Here is a 20,401-nt window from a genome sequence, read left to right on the forward strand (position 1 = left end):
AATTAAGCACCCGTTTTTTCTGATTTTTTATTTTCTTCCGGCATGTTTTCCGGGTAGCCGTAGCTTCCGTGTTCACTCATATCAAGACCGATAAGCTCTTCTTCTTCAGAAACACGAAGTCCGCCCAGCGCTTTGTCGAGTACTTTCAGAATAATAAATGCTACTAGGAAAGCGTAAATACCGCAGGCTAATACACTGATCAGCTGTACGCCAAGCTGTGAGAATCCACCGCCGTAAAACAGTCCAGCCTGTCCGCCGTTCATTTCCGCAAGTTCAGTGGTTGCAAAGAACCCTGTGGAAAGTGTACCCCATACACCTGCTACACCGTGAACAGATAAAGCGAAAATAGGGTCATCAATTTTGCTTCTTTCAAAGAATACCATACTGAAGTGAACAATAAATCCTGCAACCAGCCCGATAACTACCGCTGCCCATGGAGCAACAAAAGCTGTCGACGCTGTGATTGCTACAAGACCCGCCAGCGCACCGTTCAGCATCGTAGGAATATCATTTTTACCAGTCATAGCAGAAACAATGATCATAGCTGCTACTGCACCGGCGGCTGCTGCAAGCTGCGTAGTCAGAGCAACATACCCGAAAAATGCTCCATCTACTTCCAGTGTAGAACCACCGTTAAAACCGAACCACCCTACCCATAGAAGCAATACCCCTAAAGCAGTGTATACCTGGTTGTGACCAGCGATATCGTTGGAAGTACCGTCTTTATTGAATTTACCAATTCGCGGTTTTAAAATGATAGTAGCTGCCAATGCTGCAGCCGCACCAGTCAAGTGAACTACTGTAGAACCTGCAAAGTCCTGTTTACCAAGGTCGGATAACCATCCGCCCCCCCAGATCCAGTGTGCGATAACCGGATAGATAAATGCTGAGAAAGCTACTGCAAAGATAATATAAACAGATAATTTCGCTCTTTCTGCAAAACCGCCAAAAGCAATTGTAAGTGCAATGGCAGCAAATGCTAATTGAAAGACAAAGCTTGTTGTTCCCATCAGGCCGCCGTCTGTAGAAGTTAGGTCACCGTAGAAGAAATCAGAAAGTCCGATAAAAGCATTTCCTTCTCCGTATATAAAGCCCCATCCTACTGCCCAGAAAACGAGTGATGCGATTCCTACCGTGAAAATTGTTTTACCTGCAATATGTCCTGCGTTTTTCATTCGAGTCGAACCCGCTTCAAGGAGAATGAATCCCCCCTGCATTAATAGCACTAATACAAAAGATATCATAATCCATACATTGTTCATTAAGAACATTTCATCCATCGTGCTTCACGCTCCTTGATTTTTTTTGCTGTCAGCTTATTTGCCAACTGCTATGTCCTTTAGTATACCGGCTGAATTTTCTGACACAATAAAATTGTCAGATTATTTGACACGGTATTTAGTAGAGCGTAAGCCTCAGAAAATCTTCTATCGAAGTGGGGACAGCGATGAAAACGAATTCATTTATTTCCTATTAAAATATTTCTTTTTCTATTATTTATAATAATAAAATCATTTTCTTTCGGCAGTTCTCCTATTAATCGCACGTATTGGTGATGTGAGTCTGAAGGAATGCTCCAATTCAATATATTGTCTTTTACCGGTGGAACAGCGGGACTGCATACCGTGAAGATCTCTTTCTCCGGCAATCAACTATTGCTGCAGTCAGCGGAATTCTTCTATATTAGTAGCTTAATTTAGGAGAAATATAGAATTGCGGTCTTCGAAGCTTTGAAAACAAGTATAGTTTATCCTGTGATTCCCTACTCTCAGCTGGAAATATATGATATGTTTAAGGGTGAAATTTTTCATTTTTAGAAGGGACAGAAGCTTATGATCAAAGAAATATTCATACTCCGGAGCATAGGCTGTCTAAGCATCGTGCTTTTGCACAGCATTCATATAGGAATAGAAACGATGACAATTCGTGAAATGGGAGAACTTGCCGCTATTTTTTTTGATTCTATTCAAATGATCTTATATTACGGAACTCCCATGTTCATATTTATTTCTGAGTTTTTAATTGCCTATTCCTACCGCACCCGGCCTCTGCCAGATTATTTTTTAAAGAAAAGATTAAGATATATTCTTATTCCTTTCTTTGTGATGGGAATCTTATACGCTTTACCTTTCTTTTTCCAGGGGATGGAACAGGGTTTTACAAAAATAGCGCTTAACATTTTTATAGGAGATTATCATGGTTATTTTATTTTAATTATTTTTCAATTTTATTTATTCCATTACTTATTCCATTCTTATTTAAAACGATGGAAACCTCAGCTCGTACTTACTATTGCTTTTATTATCAATGCAGGGTACTTAATGTTCTTTAACTTTACACTCCCGCCGGAAAACCTTCCGTATGGTACCTATATTTGGGAACGTTTTTACTGGGTGCCGATGCTGGGGTGGGTATTTTATTTTGCTGTAGGTTACTATGCCGGTACTTATTATGAGATGTTTTCCAAATTAATTTACAAATACCGCTATATTATAATTATCGGTCCCGTAATCACCAGTATGTTAATGCTTACTTTTTATCATTCAGGTTTCCTAACAGTTCACAGTTCTAAAAGAACAGACATTCTGGTACATACTATTATGTGCAGCTTTTTTCTGTTTTACCTTACTTCCAGATTGAAACACCTTCCTCCCTTTCTTGAGCTGATCAGCAGATACTCGTTTGGGATTTATCTTCTTCACTATATTTATATATTCTTTCTGGATGCAATGTTTCAGTTACAGCCAGTATCAATAGGTTTCATGTACATTATTGTTTTATTCTTTTTCAGTTTGTTTGCGAGCATTGGCACAATAATAATCGTCAATAAGTGGAAATATGGATACCTGATCATCGGGCAGGTAGGTGTTCCTTTTCAGCCGGCAAAAAAACCAGCTTCGCAGAATGTGAAATAATCTGCGAAGCTGGTTTTTAATCTTCTCTTCGTTTTGCATCAATTATCAGCTGGAGCAGCTGAAGCCGCTGCAAGTCATTGACTGAATTTCTATTAAGCTGGAAAGATAATCTGTTGGAATCCACTCTGTGGACAAATACCAGATCCAGTTCCGGGATAATATCAATGGACTGTCCGTATCTCCCCACAGCGGAATACATATTTAACTCACTGTATGGCGGCTCTGTTGCCACCCACCATAAATAACCATAGTCAAATATACTGTTGGAAGGAACTTCTACCTGCGGACTGGTACTCCGCTCCACCCATTCCTCAGGAATAAGCTGCTTTCCTTCCCACTGCCCTTTTTGAAGGTATAACTGGCCAAATCTCGCCATATCTCTTGCAGACATCCGAAAAAGATACGAAGGATGCCGGGATCTCCGGTTTTCATATTTATAATTGGTATTCCCCAACTCGAAATCTTCCATCCCAAGCGGTTCTGCTATTCTGGTTTTAAAATGTGAAAACAAATCTTCCTCAAACTGCTGATTATAAATTGTTCCTAATACATTGAAATCCCAGTTATTATAATAATAGTATTCTCCAGGCAGATAACTTCCCCGGCTCGGCCTTGCCATTCTCATCCCCCAGGACTCTTCCCCTGCCGGAAGATATACTCCTGAAGTAGATGTCATCAGATTAGAAATCGTAGCTTGTTTTTCAATTGTTGTGAGTGGCGTCTGGTCCTCTATTTCATGATCTGCAAGTGAATCAAACATTCGAAAAGTTCCATTATTAAATTCCATCCCGTATAGTGCAGATAGAAAGCTCTTGCGCACTGAATGGGCATTGGTATTTTTTGAAACATCCCCCCAGCTCAGCAGCACCTTCCCTTCAGAAATTACAATTACAGCAGTAGAATTAATTGATTCATAGTAAGTGCGCGCTTGTTCTAATGCTTCCGGGTTAAATCCTGCTTCCTCTGCTGAATTATGCTGTGCCCAGGATGTCTCTTCAGCGGCTTCTAAAGAATAATATATATACATAAATAATCCCACCAGACTTAAGATGACAATTATTAACCCCGCTATCAATTTGTTAAACAAAACCGATCATCCTCTACTGACTCTGCTAAGATAAATATAACAGATGCCTACCCGTGAAGCCAGAGCATTCTCTTGACTAACCAGCAGAAAGCTGATAAATTGTTTTCACAACTGAAAAAGCTGCGATGAAAACTGTGGGGTCACTACAGCGGGAGCATCTTCTGGAGAGACTGCATCTGCAGCGCCGAAGGGTTCACAATCTCAGGCAAATGTACAGAAGGAATAAGACGTCACTGTCTTATTTTTTATGTGTAGAGATTGGTATAGCAGCCAATCTATTTTTTTGTGTTTTTTTAGGATTTACTGCGCTTTTAGTTCTTGATGAAACCTGTTTAAGCACACAATACAATAACAGAGCCATGTTTACAGGTAATTAAATAGGCAGTTAGAGAAGCGCCTTTACCAGCAGTTAGTTTTATAATCTATTTAGGAAAGAAGGAATTAGAATGCCGAATAATCGAGCAGTTTTAAGTGTCGTAGGAAAAGACCAGGTCGGTATAATCGCAAAAGTTACAGCGGTTCTTGCAGATAATAATGTGAACGTTCTTGATATTTCTCAGACAATTCTCCAGGACTTTTTTACAATGATGATGCTTATAGAAATTAAAGATAAAGAATCTCTGGAAGAACTGCACGCCGCACTTGATCCGGTAAGAAATGAAATGGGCTTAAAAATAGATATGCAGCGGGAAGAGATCTTCCAGTCAATGCACCGAATTTAAAGGAGTGACACGGAATATGACAATAGCATTTCAGGAAATTCAGGAAACGATCCGGATGATCCAAATGGAAAAATTAGATATAAGAACTGTTACGATGGGAATCAGCCTCCGGGACTGTATTGACCGCGATCAGGAAAATATGCGATCTCTTGTTTATGAAAAGATCACCTCTTATGGAGCAGCTCTTACTACAACAGCTGATAAAGTAGCAACGGAGTATGGTATTCCGATTGTTAATAAGCGTATCTCTATCACGCCTGTTGCAGAACTTCTGGGAAATTCCACGAAAGAAGATGCTATAGCGCTGGCAAAAACTCTGGATAAAGCTGCAGCTGATATTAATGTAGATTTTATCGGCGGTTTTTCTGCTTTAATTCATAAGGGTGTTACCAAGGGAGACAAAGTACTGCTGGATGCTTTACCTGAAGCACTCAGTCAGACGGAGCGCGTATGCGGATCTGTTTCAGCGGCCACTACAAAAACCGGGATTAACATGGATGGCGTCAAGCAGCTGGGGGAAATTATTAAAAAGGCGTCCGAATTAACGGCTTCCCAAAATGGTATTGCCTGTGCAAAATTCGTAGTATTCTGTAACCCTGCGGAAGATAACCCCTTCATGGCCGGCGCATTTCATGGTGCAGGAGAACAGGAAGTTGTCCTCAATGTCGGAGTCAGCGGACCAGGCGTAGTTCTGCACGCGCTGCGAAGATATCCTGAAGCAGATCTTGGTGAAGTATCGGATATTATCAAACGAACTGCCTTTAAAATTACCCGTGCCGGTGAAGTCGTCGGCCGTGAAGTGGCAGAGAGACTCAAAGTGCCTTTCGGTATTATGGATCTTTCTTTAGCACCAACCAATGCATTAAATGACTCTGTAGCGGAAATTCTGGAAGAAATAGGCCTGGAAAGAGTAGGTACGCACGGAACGATTGCAGCTCTCGCACTTATGAATGACGCTGTAAAAAAAGGCGGTGCAATGGCAAGTTCCTACGTCGGCGGTCTTTCAGGCGCTTTTATTCCTGTATCCGAAGATAATGGAATGATTAAAGGCATAGAAGATAAATCACTGACGCTTTCAAAACTGGAAGCAATGACTTGCGTTTGCTCAGTCGGCCTGGATATGATTGCTATCAATGGGAACAGCTCCGCTGCTTCCATCTCCGGACTTATAGCGGACGAAATGGCGATTGGCATGATTAACAAGAAAACTACTGCAGTAAGAGTCATTCCTGTAGCAGGGAAAAAAGAAGGAGAAATGGTGGAATTCGGTGGACTTCTTGGGAGAGCCCCCGTTATCGATTTAAATCCTTTTTCTTCCGATAAATTCGTCAACAGAGGCGGCAGAATTCCAGCACCGCTTCAGGCATTAATTAACTAGATCTCTTTTAATTAACTGCCTCTGGCTGCGCCGCAGGTATTTTTCAAATTCAACTTTACAGTTTTCTCTTATTAGCACTTGACAATAATCAGATTTTTTTGAATAATAGTTATTAAATTCGCAGATGATTAGTAACTGCCGCTCCCCTGCCAGAGAGTATCCGTCTCAGCTGAAATCGGATATCTGAGGTGATGCTGTGAACCTGCTTCTGCTGCAAGCTGCAGTTGAATAATATTTGAGCCGGGCTTGATTAACGAGTCAATAAAGGTGGTACCGCGGTGAGCACAGCTCTTCGTCCTTTACAAAAGGATGAAGAGCTTTTTTTAATTGAAGGAATGTATTTAAGAAAAGCAGGATGGAAATAACAAATAAGGTAACCAAAAAAATCAATTCATACACATTAATTATGAAGGAGAGGTGAGCATATATGTCTAAAAAAAGAATTGTTATTAAAATTGGAAGCAGCTCCCTTACTTCCATAGACGGGACCCTCTCTCCTCTTAAACTCGCGAAATTCTGTCATGCTTTTGCAGAATTTAAAAAAGCAGGCCACGACTTAATCGTTGTATCTTCAGGCTCGGTTGCCGCAGGTTTTAAAGAAATGGGCTACCCTTCCCGCCCCGTAACGGTGAGAGCAAAACAGGCAGCTGCGGCCGTGGGCCAGACACTTTTAATGCAGCAGTACCGATTCCAGCTGACCCAGTACGGACTGATCCCTGCGCAGGTTCTTTTAACCAGACATGATTTCAGGGATGCAGAACATTACAAAAATGTTTCTTCTTCATTAAGTGAATTATTAAAAAGAGGAATAATTCCCATCATTAACGAAAACGACTCCACCGCCGTAGAGGAACTTACATTTGGAGATAATGATATGCTTTCTGCGCTCATCAGCGGCGTAATGCATGCAGACATGCTTCTGCTGATGACGGATATAGATGGACTTTACAATAAAAATCCCCTTCTTTACCCGGAGGCGAAAAAATATAAAAAAATCACTAATATTGATGAGGAGCTTTTTTCACAGACCGACGGTACTACCACTGCAGTAGGCACTGGAGGTATGCGGGCAAAGTTAAAAGCAGCGCAGGCTGCACAGGAAATGGGAGCATCCGTATACATCAGTACCTTCCGGGAATCAGAATCAATTTTGAAGATAACAGAATTTTCAGGGGAAGGCACTTATATCGTTCCAGATACTTCCAGGCAAATGAAAACGAAAAAGCAGTGGATTGCTTTTCACGCTTCATCCAAAGGGAGCATCGTCCTTGATAAAGGAGCTTCGAATGCGATACTGAATGAAGGAAGCAGTTTGCTCCATGTCGGAGTGACTGATGTTTCCGGTGAATTTTCTACCGGGGACGTGATTGATGCCTATGATGAGCAAGGGAGCCTGATTGGAAAAGGACAGGCACACCTGACGGCAGAAAAACTAAGAAGTGTATTAAAAAATGAGAGTACGGCAAGTTCCATTGTAATACACCGGGACCAATGGGTTCCCATGAAATAAGTACAGAGAGGATGATTTACATGGACGAGGTTATTCAAAAAGCAAAGACAGCGAAAGAAATTTCATATTCCCTATCAGATTTTGATGCAGGCGACAGAAAAAAAGCATTAATAAGTATTGCTGATGCGCTTAGAGAAAATGTGGAAGAGATTTTGGCTGCAAATAAAAAAGATGTGAAAAAATCCAGGGAAAAAGGAGTAAGTTCCGCGTTGATTGACAGACTTCATTTGGACCACTCCCGGCTTGAAGACATTTCACAGGCAGTCATAAATGTAGCAGAATTACCTGATCACCTGGGAGAAGTAAAACAAAAATTCACTCCCCCAAATGAACTTACCATAAGGGAAACGATCGTTCCTCTCGGCGTCGTAAGCGTTATTTATGAAGCTAGGCCGAACGTCACTGTAGACATTACTTCCCTTGCTTTAAAGACAGGTAATGCAGTTCTGCTCCGCGGAAGTTCTTCCACAATCGAATCAAATAAAGTATTAGTTTCAATTATGCAGACAGCACTGGAGAAAACAGGCTTCCCGCGTAACAGTGTTCAACTAATCGAAAGTCCTGACCGAACACTGACAAAATCTCTGTTTACCGCAAAACAATATATAGATGTTTTAATCCCTCGAGGAGGAAAAGACCTCATAGATACAGTGGTACGGGAAGCACAAATCCCAGTAATTGAAACCGGTGCCGGAAACTGCCATATTTACATTGATGAACACGCAGCCCCGGAGCTTGCTAGAAGAATTATTATAGATGCCAAAGTACAGCGCCCTTCTGTATGTAACTCCTGTGAAACAATTCTTCTGCATAAAAAATGGGCAGAAGCTAACTTTGCAGACTTATTAGACGATCTCTCTTTTCACGGCGTGCAGCTGCATGGTGATTCTGAAGCTGCTGCCTACAGCAATATAATTCAGAAAGCTGACGAATCAGATTGGGAAAAAGAGTATTTATCTCTCGATCTTGCAGTTAAAGTGGTTGCTTCTGCAGAGGAAGCGATAGAACATATTCAGCAGTACAGCACGATGCATTCCGAAGCTGTCATCACAGAAGACGCGAAAGTAAAAGATATCTTCTTTAAAAAAGTTGATGCAAGCACTGTATACCATAATGCCTCTACGAGATTTACTGACGGATTTGAATTTGGGTTCGGTGCAGAAGTCGGAATCAGTACACAAAAGCTTCACGCAAGAGGCCCAATGGGACTGCAGGCATTAACTTCAACAAAATATCTTGTCAGCGGAACCGGCCAGACAAAAGGAAATCTTCCACTTTCAGGAAATATCCAGAAGTAAAACGTGCTTTTTCCTTCTACCTGTGCTATAATGGGACAGATGTAATCTAACACAAGACAGGAGCGTTTTAACGAATGAGCGTACGTAACGATATTAGAAATATTGCAATTATTGCCCACGTTGACCATGGTAAAACAACTTTGGTGGATGAATTGCTTAAACAGTCCGGTACTTTTGGAAGCCATGAACAGGTAGCAGAACGCGCAATGGATAACAATGATATTGAAAAAGAAAGAGGTATTACCATCCTTGCGAAAAATACTGCTGTAAAATATGAAGGAAAGCGCATCAACATTCTGGATACCCCCGGCCACGCCGATTTCGGTGGCGAGGTAGAACGTATCCTTAAAATGGTGGATGGAGTACTTCTTGTTGTAGATGCTTTTGAAGGCTGCATGCCGCAGACAAGATTCGTATTGAAAAAAGCGCTGGAACAGAAGCTTACTCCAGTAGTAGTTGTAAATAAAATTGACCGCCCAATGGCGCGTCCTACAGAAGTAATTGACGAAGTTCTTGATTTATTTATTGAACTCGGTGCGGATGAAGATCAATTAGATTTCCCTGTAGTATATGCTTCTGCTATTAACGGAACTTCCAGCCTGGATCCAGAGACTCAAAATGATTCTATGGAAGATGTCTTTAAAACTGTTGTAGAAAGCGTTCCGGCGCCGGAAGATAACACTTCTGAACCATTTCAGTTTCAGGTAACCATGCTTGATTATAATGATTATCTTGGAAGAATCGGTGTAGGCCGGGTTTTCCGGGGGACGATGAAAGTTGGAGACAGCGCAATCCTGATTAAACGGGATGGTACGCAGAAAAACTTTAGAATAACGAAAATGTTCGGCTTTTTCGGTCTGAAGAAAGAAGAAATTAAAGAAGCAAAAGCTGGTGATTTAATCGCACTTTCCGGAATTGAAGATATTATGGTAGGCGATACTATCTGCCCTCCTGAGCATCCGGAACAAATGGAACTTGTGCGAATTGATGAGCCGACTCTTCAAATGACTTTTGTTGTAAACAACAGTCCTTTTGCAGGACGCGAAGGTAAGCACGTAACGAGCAGAAAAATTGAAGCCCGTTTAATGACACAAGTGGAAACGGACGTTAGTTTAAGAGTGGAGCCTACTTCTTCTCCTGACGCATGGACAGTTTCCGGACGCGGTGAACTGCATCTATCTATATTAATTGAAAATCTCCGCCGGGAAGGTTATGAACTCCAGGTATCCAAACCGGAAGTAATCTTAAAAGAGATCGATGGAAAAGTCTGCGAGCCATTTGAAAGTGTACAGGTGGATGTTCCTGAAGAATATACAGGTGCAGTTATGGAATCCCTCGGGGAACGAAAAGGTGAAATGCAGAACATGATTAACAAAGGTGACGGACAGGTCCGCCTGGACTTCCTTCTTCCCTCCCGCGGGCTAATCGGTTATACAACTGAGTTCATGTCCCAGACAAAGGGTTACGGAATTATTAACCATACCTTTGACAGCTACCAGCCAAGAGCTACAGGCCTTGTAGGCGGACGCCGTCAAGGAGTACTTGTTTCCATGGAAACTGCCAAATCCACTGGTTACGGTATGCTTGCACTTGAGGACCGCGGAACACTGTTTGTCGATGTGGGTACTGATATTTATGAAGGCATGATTGTTGGTGAACACAACCGTGAGAACGATTTAACTGTAAACATCACTAAAATCAAAGCTCAGACTAATATCCGTTCTGCTACAAAAGAAGCAACAGTAACGATGAAGCGCCCTCGTATTCTTACACTTGAAGAAGCGCTTGAATATTTAAATGACGATGAGTACTGTGAAGTAACTCCTGAGTCAATCCGTCTGCGTAAAAAGATTCTTGATAAATCAACACGCGAACGGGAAGAAAAAAGAAAAAAACTGGCAACTAAATAATTATCCCCTCCAGGCTTTAAGCGCCTGGAGGATTTTTTATGAAAGGCACCACTCCCTTCTTATAATAGAGATTATCTTTCCGGATGCTCTGTCTCTATACTTTTATTATAAAGGACCGATGTCATTCACAAGTTTATTTAACTCTCCTTCATCCACATCGAATTCAATTTCTCCAGCTTATATCATTCTTTCTTTTTAATACCTGTCTCCTTTCTTTATAAATTAACGTATCGTTATAATTTGCTTATTATTTTTTAGAACCTGCTTTAAAAATTTGTTTACTAATCATAAAAATAATTTTTATCTTCTTTTTATTTTTTACTAAAATTATTCCAAATCATTTATCCAGATTAAGCAATAATAATTGAGCGCACTTGTGTAATAAGCTGTTTGGCTTACCCTGCAGTTGAACATAGGACAAGCAAGACCTCTTCCTATTTGAGCTTTCTGCGGTGGAATCTCTTTTTTATAATTCAGGTATTTTTCTCTTATATGTATCAAATAATAACCAGCTTCGGTACCCTCAGCCCTGTGAGGCGCGCATTCTTTAGAAAAGCCACCACGCGCAGTGTGTTAGGAAGCCTTTAAATGTTTTTCATAGTAAATTCCGATAATCGTTGGAAGGAGATTTTGTCCAGGCAGGATCACCTATAAAATTCGGAAATGCTAATCTTTCTTGATTTACTGATCTGACTCTTCCTGCCACCAAGGAAGTATTATGCGTTACACTGGAAAAGAAGATTCATTTATGAAACTGATTTAAAGGAGTAACTTATATGGCCAGAGCAAATCCTTTATTAACAATTATCACTGCCGCTGCCGGCGGATTGATTTTCCAGCTTCTTTCCCTTCCCCTTGCCTGGATGCTCGGTCCTCTTACTGCCGTCATGCTGGTCCAGCAGCTTGGAAAAGTGACACTTCCCTGGAACCCTGCATTTAAACAGCTGGGCTTGATTATCCTTGGTATATCATTCGGATTATACTTCCACATGAATACTCTGCAGCAGATAAGCACTTATCTTATCCCCTACATACTAATTACGATAGTGCTGGTAGGCTCAAGTGTAATTCTAGCTTTATTCATCGCTAAAAAAACTCTGTTACAGCCCGCCACGACCATTTTTGGTGCAATTCCCGGAGGGTTGACCGAAATGGTGATAGCAAGTGAACAGCTGAAAGCTGAATCTTCCCAGGTTTTAATTTTCCAGACAGTCCGATTATTAATTGTGCTCTTTACGGTCCCTTATGTAATGACATTTCTTTTTAGAGATTCTTATACCAGTACTGCAGTTTTAATGCAGAGCGGTGATGGAATTTCTTTTTTCAGTCTTTCTTCCCTGCTTTTTATATTAATAGGAGGACTTGGATTTAAATTCCGAAACCTTCTGCCCGCCGGAATAATGATTATCCCCCTTCTGTTAACCATTTTGGTAATGGTCAGCCCTGCTGCGCTCCCTGCTGTACCGGATATATTATTTTACGGCGCTCAGCTGGCAGTTGGTGTATCTTTAGGCAGAACCATCTATTTTAAAGACATCAAGCAGGCAGGACTTTACAGCGGTTTGTTTGCAGTGCTTACTGTACTGTTAATTTTGATTTCTGCTGCTCTGGGCACGCTGCTTTACGTATGGACGGATATGAATCTTACAACCGCTTTATTAAGTGCAGCTCCCGGTGGTTTAATTGAGATGGTGCTGACTGCTTCTATCGTTGGAGCAGATCCTGCCGTTGTCACCTCACTGCAGCTTATAAGAATTATTATTATAATTGTTTTTGTACCAGTTTTCCTAAAGAAAGTATTGTTTAGAGACTGAAGTCTTCCAGTCCTGCTTCAATTTCTTCCTGTGAGATCCCTATATATTTCAGGGTGACACTTACAGAAGAATGATTAAATAATTTTTGCAGTATTGCGGCGTCTTCATGTTTAAGATAAAAGTGGTAGCCGAAAGTCTTTCTTAAAGTATGGGTGCCGAATTCCGAAATCCCAGCTTCCTCCGCTGCTTCTTTCAGTATTTTATAAGCTCTGTCTCTGTGAAGAGGCTTCCCCGTTTTTCGGGAAGTAAATAAAAAGTCTGTATCAAGCATCCCGCTGATATAATTATTTATATTTTCACGAGTTTCTTTATTAAGGGGGAAGTATTTTACTTTCCCTGTTTTTCTTTCCAGCCGTTCCACGCTCCGCTTTCCTCTTACGTCTTTCACGCGGAGTTCGAGCAGCTCACTGACCCGCAGTCCACTGTTTAATCCTAAAATAAATAAAAAATAATTTCTTTGAGATGAAGCTGCTAAAACCTTCTTCATCTTTTCGATCTTTTCCTTATTTTTTATAGGCGCTACCGGCCTAGCCCCCATTGCTGAAAGTGCCTGAAAATCAGATTTCATCTGCACAGGTCTTTTATTTGCTTTCTTCAGATTAATCAGCCTCTTCATTCTTATTGTTAATTCTTTTTCACCTAAAAATCTCTCAAGTGACTTATATTGGCGGTCAGTTAAATTAATATATTCTGATTCCGACTTCATTGCTGGATCCTCCTTATGTTGAAAATCGTGCAGATATGAGGATTATTCCCCTGATAGATAAATATTATTATAGCTGCATTAATAATACTATAATATCATTTAGTATTATTAAATCCCAGAATATTATCTCTTAAACATTTTAATCAATAATACTAAATGAGTTATTTGTATTATTAAAAGTTGTTTCATACCCTGAATGCAGCGGGAATATGAAAAAAGAGGTGAATATAATGAGACAAATACTTTTATTTGATGGAGTTTGCAACTTGTGCAATTCTGCAGTTAATTTCATAATGAAGAACGACAATAAAAATCAGTTTAACTTCGCTTCCTTACAAAGTAACAAAGGTGAAGAACTGCTGCGGGAATTTAAGGTGCCCCTTGCTGTGGAGAGCGTGGTACTTATACGCGCTGACGGCAGGGCTTTTGTAAAATCTGATGCAGTGCTCGAAATCTGCTCCCTGCTGGGAGGACCTTTGAAAATATTAAAGATTTTCAAATTTTTTCCCCGTCCGCTGCGTGATGCAATGTATGATCTGATAGCCAAATTCAGGTATCGTTTCTTTGGTAAAAAAGAAACGTGCCGGCTTCCTACAAAAGAAGAAAGGGCACGTTTTTTAAGCTGATCAATTTAACTTTAAAAAGAACCTACAAATACAGAATCTCATCTTCTTTTCGAGTAGGTGCTGGAAATATCTCCGGATGAAGAATATAGGCAGCCTCTGCAAGGCCGATCAGAAGCCTGGGTGATGGCCTGCAGTAAAAAGGCTCATCCAATATATAAAGCTCTTTTTTCAGTACAGCCTCCATCTTTTCAGCACCGGATCTTTTCAGCACCACTTTTGTATTTACCTTTTCTTTCTGCACCCCTACCCAAGCGATAAAAATCACTTCTGGATTTTTATGAATAACAGCTTCCCAATCTGTCTTAACACTTGAAACATCTTCAGATGCAAATACATTTACAGCCCCGGAGAGCTCAGACATTTCGGATAGCCAGTTTGTAGCACCGGGTGTAAATATAGGCTTTGGCCACCACTCCCAATAAACTGTTTTCGGCTCTTTCACTTTTTTACTTAAGTTTCTGTAATGATCTAAAAATTGATTAAATCTCTCCTGCAGTTCTATCCCACGGTCCCTTTTTCCTGCTTCACTGCAGATTGTTTTTAATACTTCCCCGATTTGACCAAGAGATTTAGGATTGTCTACCACTGTATATGGAATACCTCGCTCCGCAAGTTTTTCAATATTCTTTTCCATTCCAGGTACTGATAATGAGGCGTAAACTAAGTCAGGCTGCAAAGCTTCCACTTTATCCATGTCAATTCTTAAGTCAGGTCCAAGTCTTGGAAGCTGGTTTACGGCATCCGGCCAGTCTGAAAAATCATCTACTGCGACCACTTGATCTATTAATCCAGCGTAAGTTAACAGCTCCGTATTACTGGGACAAATCGAAATTATTCTCATCCTAATCCTCCTGTCTATTTAATTAAGCCATGTTCTTTTAAAACATCTGCTCTTCTTTCATCATCTTTTGGAAGTTCAATTGCAGATTCTTTAACCCCGAATACTTCTTCCAAATTTCGTTCGATCGTTACAAGCTCCTTACTGATTAGCACGGACTGCTTTCCTGCTTCTAATTTTTTGGAATACCTTTTAAACAATGGATCAAGCTCTTCCAGCTTTCTGTACAGCTCTTCAATAGATCCATATTGTTTAATCAGCGGGAGGGCAGATTTTTCCCCTACTCCCGGACAGCCGGGAATATTGTCACTGGGATCACCAAGCAGTGCTTTTACATCAATCCACTGTTTCGGAAGGATTTCAAATTCATGTTGAAAATCAGCTGCAGTGTAATGAATTTCCTGTTTCTTTTTCATAAAAATCTGATCTGTCTGTTCTGATAAAAGTTGAAACATATCCCGGTCATTACTGTATATATAGGAATGGCCATCAAATGCAGCATTTGTAAAAGTGCCGATAATATCATCCGCTTCATATCCATGCACCTGCAGCTGATGAATTCCCAGCTGAGGCAGCATTTCTGCAGCTAAATGATACTGGTCTATCAACGGCGCAGGAAGATCCTTACGCTGCGCTTTATAAAACGTATGATCCTGATTCCGTTTCGTATCCGCACGCTTGCCATCCCACGCTATACTCATGTGGGTGGCACCCAGCCCCTGTTCCAGTTGATTCAACTTGGCAAAAAACACTCTTAATGCATTGATAAATCTCCCATTTTCATTTTTAGCAAGCTGCTCTTCTTCTTTTCCGTAAGCAGTCGCAAAATAAGCTCTGCTTAACAGATTAAACCCGTCAATTAATACTAATTTTTTCAAAGATAAAACCCCGCTCTGTAAATTTTTTAAGACTTTTGTTTAGTTAACAGGAAAATTTGCTGTTTTATTGCTGCAGGTAAAAAATGTTATGTAAGTCATATCTTAAATTACATACAGCTGTTTTAAAAGTGCACTTACAGGAAATTCTTACAGGATACCAGACCAGGAAAGTGGTTTTTCTTCCTGTACAGCTTTTGCAAGTGCCTGCAGAATATATCCAATACCTTTTTGATTATAAAGCGGGTATTGGATATCTGCAGTTTCCGGGAATACCGAATAAATAACTGGTATATATTTACGTCCAGTCAAAGCTATAATACTATCAAATTCAGCCAGGCCCTCCTGCTTCACCTGATCTTTTAGTCTTTCTCTGCTTATCTGATATTTCTTTTGATGATTGAAACTTACATCATAGTTTTCATATAATATATCATCTTTTCCAAGAAAACCGTGCTTTGCTGAGAGAATACGGTAGTCAGAGCAGAAAACATCAGCATATGCCTGAGATTTTTTATGAAGATCTCCTACATACGCATGTTGCGCCTGTACAGCTCCAGCTGAAGGGTTTATATCCCAGATTTTCTTTTTTCCGCAAGGTATTATACATAAAGTCTTCATACATTCACTCCCTCACTTATATTATCATACTGCGCTTATTTACAGGCAAAAGCAGAAGCAATTTCAGCGAATATACATAAAAAAATAAGATAACCCGGCAATAGAGCCGGGTTATCTTATACGTAATTTCTAGATATATTACGTTAAATATGAATGTTTACTAAAAGTAAAATTAGCTAATTTATTTTACTAAATTTTAACTGTCCATCCAAATGGATCTTCCTGCTTGCCCGTTTGAATCTGTGTTAAGGTCTGATAAAGTGATTTTGTTACTTCTCCGGTTTTACGCCCATTCACAATCATTGTACTGTCTTTCCAGGTTAATTCGCCTATTGGAGAAATGACAGCAGCTGTACCGGAGCCGAATGCTTCTTCAAGTTCCCCCGATTCATACGCATCAAATATCTCCTGCATAGGAATTTTTCTTTCCGAAACGGGAATATTCCAGTGTTTAAGCAGCTCTATAACAGATTTTCGCGTAACACCCTGAAGGATGCTGTCATTCAGCTGAGGTGTTACAATTTCTCCATTAATTTTAAAGAATACATTCATGCTGCCGACTTCTTCAACATACTTTTTTTCTACCCCATCAAGCCACAACACCTGGGCATGCCCCTCGCTTGCAGCTTTCGCCTGTGCATTATATCCTGCGGAATAGTTCCCTCCTGTTTTTGCTGTGCCGGTACCTCCTCTGGCAGCTCGGGTAAAGTGATCTTCAACCATGATGCTTACAGGATGAATTCCTTCAGGATAATAAGAACCTACGGGAGATAAGATAATAAAAAACTTATAATTGTGTGCCGGCGCTACCTGAAGACTAGGCTCTGTGGCAATAACAAATGGCCGGATATAAAGTGATGTACCTTCCGCAGAAGGAATCCAGTCTTTTTCAAGTTCAATCAGCTGTTTTAAATAATCGAGTGCCAGTTCTTCATTAATTGGAGGAATGCTGAGCCGTTTATTAGAACGATTTAATCGTTTAAAGTTCTCTTCCGGACGGAACAGTACTGCTTCCCCATTCGGATTTTTATAAGCTTTCAGTCCTTCAAATACACTTTGGCTGTAGTGAAAAACCATTGCAGCAGGATCGATTTCAACCGGGGCATACGGTTTGATTTCAGGTTGGATCCATCCTAAATCTGACGTGTAATCCATTGTAAACATGTGATCGGTGAAAGTTTTCCCGAATTTTAAAGTTTCCGGGTCCGGCTTCACCTTTTTTTGCTGTGCTTCTGTAATTGCTACTGTTGCTTCCATTAAAAACCCTCTCTTTCCTAACCTTTTACGGAGAATGTTGATAATTGTACCATGAACTTATAAATAATTGTACAAAGTTATTAGAAAATTCACTAATTATCTGCTCATTTTTGTTTTAGCCTGTTCTAATTGAACAATAACCTGCTTCTGTCCAGTGCCACCATAGCTGTTACGATTTCTTACAACTTCCTCCGGCTTTAACACAGTAAATATATCCTCTTCAAACAATGGATGAAAATCCTTGTATTCTTCTAAAGTTAAATCAAGTAAAAACTTATTATTATTTATTGCATGAAGTACTATTTTTCCGATCACTTCATGAGATTCTCTAAAAGCTACCCCTTTCGTAACTAAATAGTCAGCAATATCTGTAGCATTAGAAAAATCCTGAGAGACCGCCTGCTTCATATTGTCGGTTTTCACTTCCATAGAAGCAATCATAGGAGCGAGCATCTGAAGAGAGGCTTCCAAAGTTTCCACAGTGTCAAACATACCCTCCTTATCTTCCTGCATGTCTTTGTTATAAGCGAGAGGCAGACCCTTCAATACTGTAAGCAGACCAAATAAGTTTCCGTAGACCCTGCCTGTCTTTGCTCTCAGAAGTTCAGGCACATCCGGATTCTTCTTTTGAGGCATTATAGAAGAGCCTGTGCAGAAAGAATCATCCAGCTCTATAAATTGAAATTCCTGGCTGCTCCATATAACCAGCTCTTCAGAAAGCCTGGAAATATGCATCATCATGATAGAAGCAGCTGACATAAACTCCAGTATAAAATCACGGTCGCTTACAGCGTCCATACTGTTTTCATATACTTTATCAAAGCCAAGCTCTTCTGCTACAGTGTGACGATCAATTGGGAAGGTAGTCCCTGCCAGTGCTCCTGCACCTAGCGGAGAAATGTTTGTCCTCTTTAAGCTGTCCTTGAAACGTTCTTTATCCCGATCCAGCATCCAGAAGTATGTGAGCAGATGATGGGCAAATGATACAGGCTGCGCCCGCTGCAGGTGCGTATACCCGGGGATAAGTGTTTCTACATTGCTTTCTGCCTGTGCATACACTGCTTCCTGCACTTTTTCCACTAACTCAATGATCATTTCCGTATGTTCTTTTAAGTAAAGATGCATATCAGTGGCCACCTGATCATTTCTGCTTCTTCCAGTATGCAGCTTCCCCCCGACCGGTCCGATTTCTTCAATCAGAAATTTTTCGATATTCATATGAATATCTTCATTTGCAACTGAATACTCCACTTCCTTATTTACTATTTTTTCCTCCACTTTCTTTAATCCATTAATAATCTGATCCTTCTCCTCTTCCGAAACGATTCCCTGCTTTCCAAGCATCGTCACGTGGGCAATACTTCCTTTTATATCCTGTTCCATCAACTTTTGATCAAATCCGATGGATGCCGTTTCCTCTTCTACCAGTTTATTTGTAGGCTTCGTAAATCTGCCGCCCCATAATTTAGACATGCTATCTTCTTCCTTTCTCTTCTAAGTATGTATCCAGTATAAAAGGATATTTATATATTAAGCAATGTTTATAAAATAATAAGCGGACGCCGATTGACGCCCGCTTTTGTTTATTTATTTAGAGTTGATCAATGTTTTCTTTTTTTGATTCACCTGGGAATACGTTTTTGTAGAAAGACCCCACAGTTTGATAAATCCAAGAGCTGCATTGTGATCGAACGCATCACCCTTAGAATAAGTAGCTAGTTCTTCATTATACAGGCTGTTATCTGAATGTCTTGCTACTACTGTGTGTGTACCCTTCCAAAGCTTCAGCTTTACTTTGCCGTTTACTTTATCCTGTGTTTCACTAATAAACGCGTATAGCGCGTCTTTCAACGGTGAATACCATAGTCCATCATAGATCAGCTGTGTAAACTTCTGCTCTATCGTAGTTTTAAACTGAGAAACTTCTTTTGTCAGTGTTAAAAATTCCAGTTCTTTATGGCCGTTTATAAGAGCAAGAGCTCCAGGATTTTCATAAACTTCTCTCGCTTTAATACCGACAAGTCTGTTTTCAATGTGGTCAATTCTTCCCACTCCGTGCTTGCCGGCAGTAACATTCAGTTCTTTAATGATATCCACAAATGACTTTGATTCACCGTTCAAAGAAACCGGCTTCCCTTTTTCAAAACCAATTTCAACATATTCTGGCTCATCAGGAGCATCCGCAATAGATGCTGTCCATGCAAAAGCTTCTTCTGGAGCTTCTGCCCATGTGTTTTCTAAAACACCTGCCTCGCAGGCTCTTCCCCAGATATTTGCATCAATGGAGTATGGTTTTTCTACGTTTACTGGAACTTTAATTCCTTTTTCTTTTGCATACTCGATTTCTTCTTCTCTGTTCATGCCCCATTCTCTTACCGGAGCAATAACCTGGAGATCCGGATTTAGTGCCTGAATAGAAACTTCAAATCGCACCTGGTCGTTACCTTTTCCTGTACAGCCATGCGCAACTGCAACTGCACCTTCCTGTTCCGCCACCTCTACAAGAAGTTTTGAAATTAAAGGTCTTGAAAGTGCAGATGATAAAGGATACTTCCCTTCATATAAGGAATTTGCCTGCAGTGCCGGCAGTAAATACTCTTCTGCCAGCAGTTCCTTCGCGTCGATAATAACAGCTTTTACAGCACCAACTTCCAGTGCTTTCTGCTGCAGAGATTCAAGATCCTTCCCCTCTCCTATTTCAAGTCCTAATGCAATTACATCATAATCATACTCTTCCTGCAGATATTTAACACAAACGGAAGTATCCAAACCTCCGGAATAAGCTAAGACAACTTTTCCTTTACTCATAATATAAACCTCTCCTCAATTAGTATTTATATAGAT

17 protein-coding genes and 1 riboswitch are annotated in these 20,401 nt (G+C 40.4%); of the genes, 8 read left to right on the top strand and 9 right to left on the bottom strand.

The genetic code is table 11. The annotated features are described in order from the left end of the window. Positions 1-2 precede the first annotated feature (2 nt). Complete coding sequence (locus BLP92_RS02480) at positions 3-1,280, bottom strand: ammonium transporter (protein ID WP_090840249.1); 1,278 nt, start codon at positions 1,278-1,280, stop codon at positions 3-5. Between the two features lie 552 nt (positions 1,281-1,832). Here BLP92_RS02480 and BLP92_RS02485 point away from each other — a divergent pair. Continuing rightward, positions 1,833-2,915 (top strand): acyltransferase family protein, encoded by a 1,083-nt coding sequence (locus BLP92_RS02485; protein ID WP_090840251.1) that lies wholly within the window; start codon positions 1,833-1,835, stop codon positions 2,913-2,915. A gap of 16 nt (positions 2,916-2,931) precedes the next feature. Here the strand turns inward: BLP92_RS02485 and BLP92_RS02490 are convergent, their stop codons facing one another. Beyond that, entirely contained in the window at positions 2,932-4,002 is a 1,071-nt protein-coding gene (locus BLP92_RS02490) for a serine hydrolase domain-containing protein (protein WP_090840253.1), read from the bottom strand. 151 nt (positions 4,003-4,153) lie between these two features. Then, positions 4,154-4,229: riboswitch (glycine riboswitch) on the top strand. A 219-nt stretch (positions 4,230-4,448) separates the two neighbouring features. On the opposite strand from BLP92_RS02490, the gene BLP92_RS02495 reads away from it, so the two are divergent. The 6 genes from BLP92_RS02495 to BLP92_RS02520 all read left to right on the top strand — a co-directional run bounded on the left by BLP92_RS02495 (position 4,449) and on the right by BLP92_RS02520 (position 12,634). After that, positions 4,449-4,724 carry an ACT domain-containing protein gene (locus tag BLP92_RS02495; protein ID WP_090840254.1) on the top strand — a complete coding sequence of 92 codons (276 nt, stop codon included), beginning with the start codon at positions 4,449-4,451 and terminating at the stop codon, positions 4,722-4,724. 16 nt (positions 4,725-4,740) lie between these two features. Further along, on the top strand, positions 4,741-6,102 hold the full coding sequence (locus tag BLP92_RS02500; RefSeq protein ID WP_090840256.1) for a PFL family protein: 1,362 nt from the start codon (positions 4,741-4,743) through the stop codon (positions 6,100-6,102). 427 nt (positions 6,103-6,529) lie between these two features. Next, positions 6,530-7,612, top strand: coding sequence for a glutamate 5-kinase (gene proB / locus BLP92_RS02505; RefSeq protein WP_090840257.1), 1,083 nt, complete (start codon positions 6,530-6,532; stop codon positions 7,610-7,612). A gap of 20 nt (positions 7,613-7,632) precedes the next feature. Further along, positions 7,633-8,910 (top strand): glutamate-5-semialdehyde dehydrogenase, encoded by a 1,278-nt coding sequence (locus BLP92_RS02510; RefSeq protein WP_090840259.1) that lies wholly within the window; start codon positions 7,633-7,635, stop codon positions 8,908-8,910. 74 nt (positions 8,911-8,984) lie between these two features. Beyond that, positions 8,985-10,820 carry a translational GTPase TypA gene (gene typA / locus BLP92_RS02515; RefSeq protein WP_090840261.1) on the top strand — a complete coding sequence of 612 codons (1,836 nt, stop codon included), beginning with the start codon at positions 8,985-8,987 and terminating at the stop codon, positions 10,818-10,820. A gap of 776 nt (positions 10,821-11,596) precedes the next feature. Beyond that, positions 11,597-12,634, top strand: coding sequence for an AbrB family transcriptional regulator (locus tag BLP92_RS02520; RefSeq protein ID WP_090840263.1), 1,038 nt, complete (start codon positions 11,597-11,599; stop codon positions 12,632-12,634). Here BLP92_RS02520 and BLP92_RS02525 read toward each other — a convergent pair. Next, positions 12,624-13,340, bottom strand: coding sequence for a site-specific integrase (locus BLP92_RS02525; RefSeq protein ID WP_425284397.1), 717 nt, complete (start codon positions 13,338-13,340; stop codon positions 12,624-12,626). The genes BLP92_RS02520 and BLP92_RS02525 overlap by 11 nt on opposite strands. A 230-nt stretch (positions 13,341-13,570) precedes the next feature. On the opposite strand from BLP92_RS02525, the gene BLP92_RS02530 reads away from it, so the two are divergent. Continuing rightward, on the top strand, positions 13,571-13,966 hold the full coding sequence (locus BLP92_RS02530) for a thiol-disulfide oxidoreductase DCC family protein (RefSeq protein WP_090840265.1): 396 nt from the start codon (positions 13,571-13,573) through the stop codon (positions 13,964-13,966). A gap of 22 nt (positions 13,967-13,988) precedes the next feature. Here the strand turns inward: BLP92_RS02530 and BLP92_RS02535 are convergent, their stop codons facing one another. The 6 genes from BLP92_RS02535 to BLP92_RS02560 form a co-directional block, all read right to left on the bottom strand. Then, positions 13,989-14,807: a cobalamin-binding protein gene (locus BLP92_RS02535; protein ID WP_090840267.1), complete on the bottom strand. Its 819-nt coding sequence runs from the start codon at positions 14,805-14,807 to the stop codon at positions 13,989-13,991. A gap of 14 nt (positions 14,808-14,821) precedes the next feature. Beyond that, complete coding sequence (locus BLP92_RS02540; protein WP_090840268.1) at positions 14,822-15,682, bottom strand: 5'-3' exonuclease; 861 nt, start codon at positions 15,680-15,682, stop codon at positions 14,822-14,824. A gap of 147 nt (positions 15,683-15,829) precedes the next feature. Then, the gene (locus BLP92_RS02545) at positions 15,830-16,300 is read right to left on the bottom strand and encodes a DUF6884 domain-containing protein (RefSeq protein ID WP_090840269.1); all 471 of its coding nucleotides are present in this window, start codon (positions 16,298-16,300) and stop codon (positions 15,830-15,832) included. A 189-nt stretch (positions 16,301-16,489) separates the two neighbouring features. Then, a complete protein-coding gene (locus tag BLP92_RS02550; RefSeq protein ID WP_090840271.1) occupies positions 16,490-17,557 on the bottom strand; it encodes a branched-chain amino acid aminotransferase in 1,068 nt (355 codons plus the stop codon). Positions 17,558-17,653: 96 nt separating this feature from the next. Further along, a complete protein-coding gene (gene argH, locus BLP92_RS02555; RefSeq protein ID WP_090840273.1) occupies positions 17,654-19,030 on the bottom strand; it encodes an argininosuccinate lyase in 1,377 nt (458 codons plus the stop codon). Positions 19,031-19,144: 114 nt separating this feature from the next. Beyond that, a complete protein-coding gene (locus BLP92_RS02560) occupies positions 19,145-20,365 on the bottom strand; it encodes an argininosuccinate synthase (protein ID WP_090840275.1) in 1,221 nt (406 codons plus the stop codon). Between the last annotated feature and the right edge of the window lie 36 nt (positions 20,366-20,401).

This window comes from Alkalicoccus daliensis (genome assembly GCF_900103955.1).
GTDB classification, from domain to species: Bacteria; Bacillota; Bacilli; order Bacillales; family Salisediminibacteriaceae; genus Alkalicoccus; species Alkalicoccus daliensis.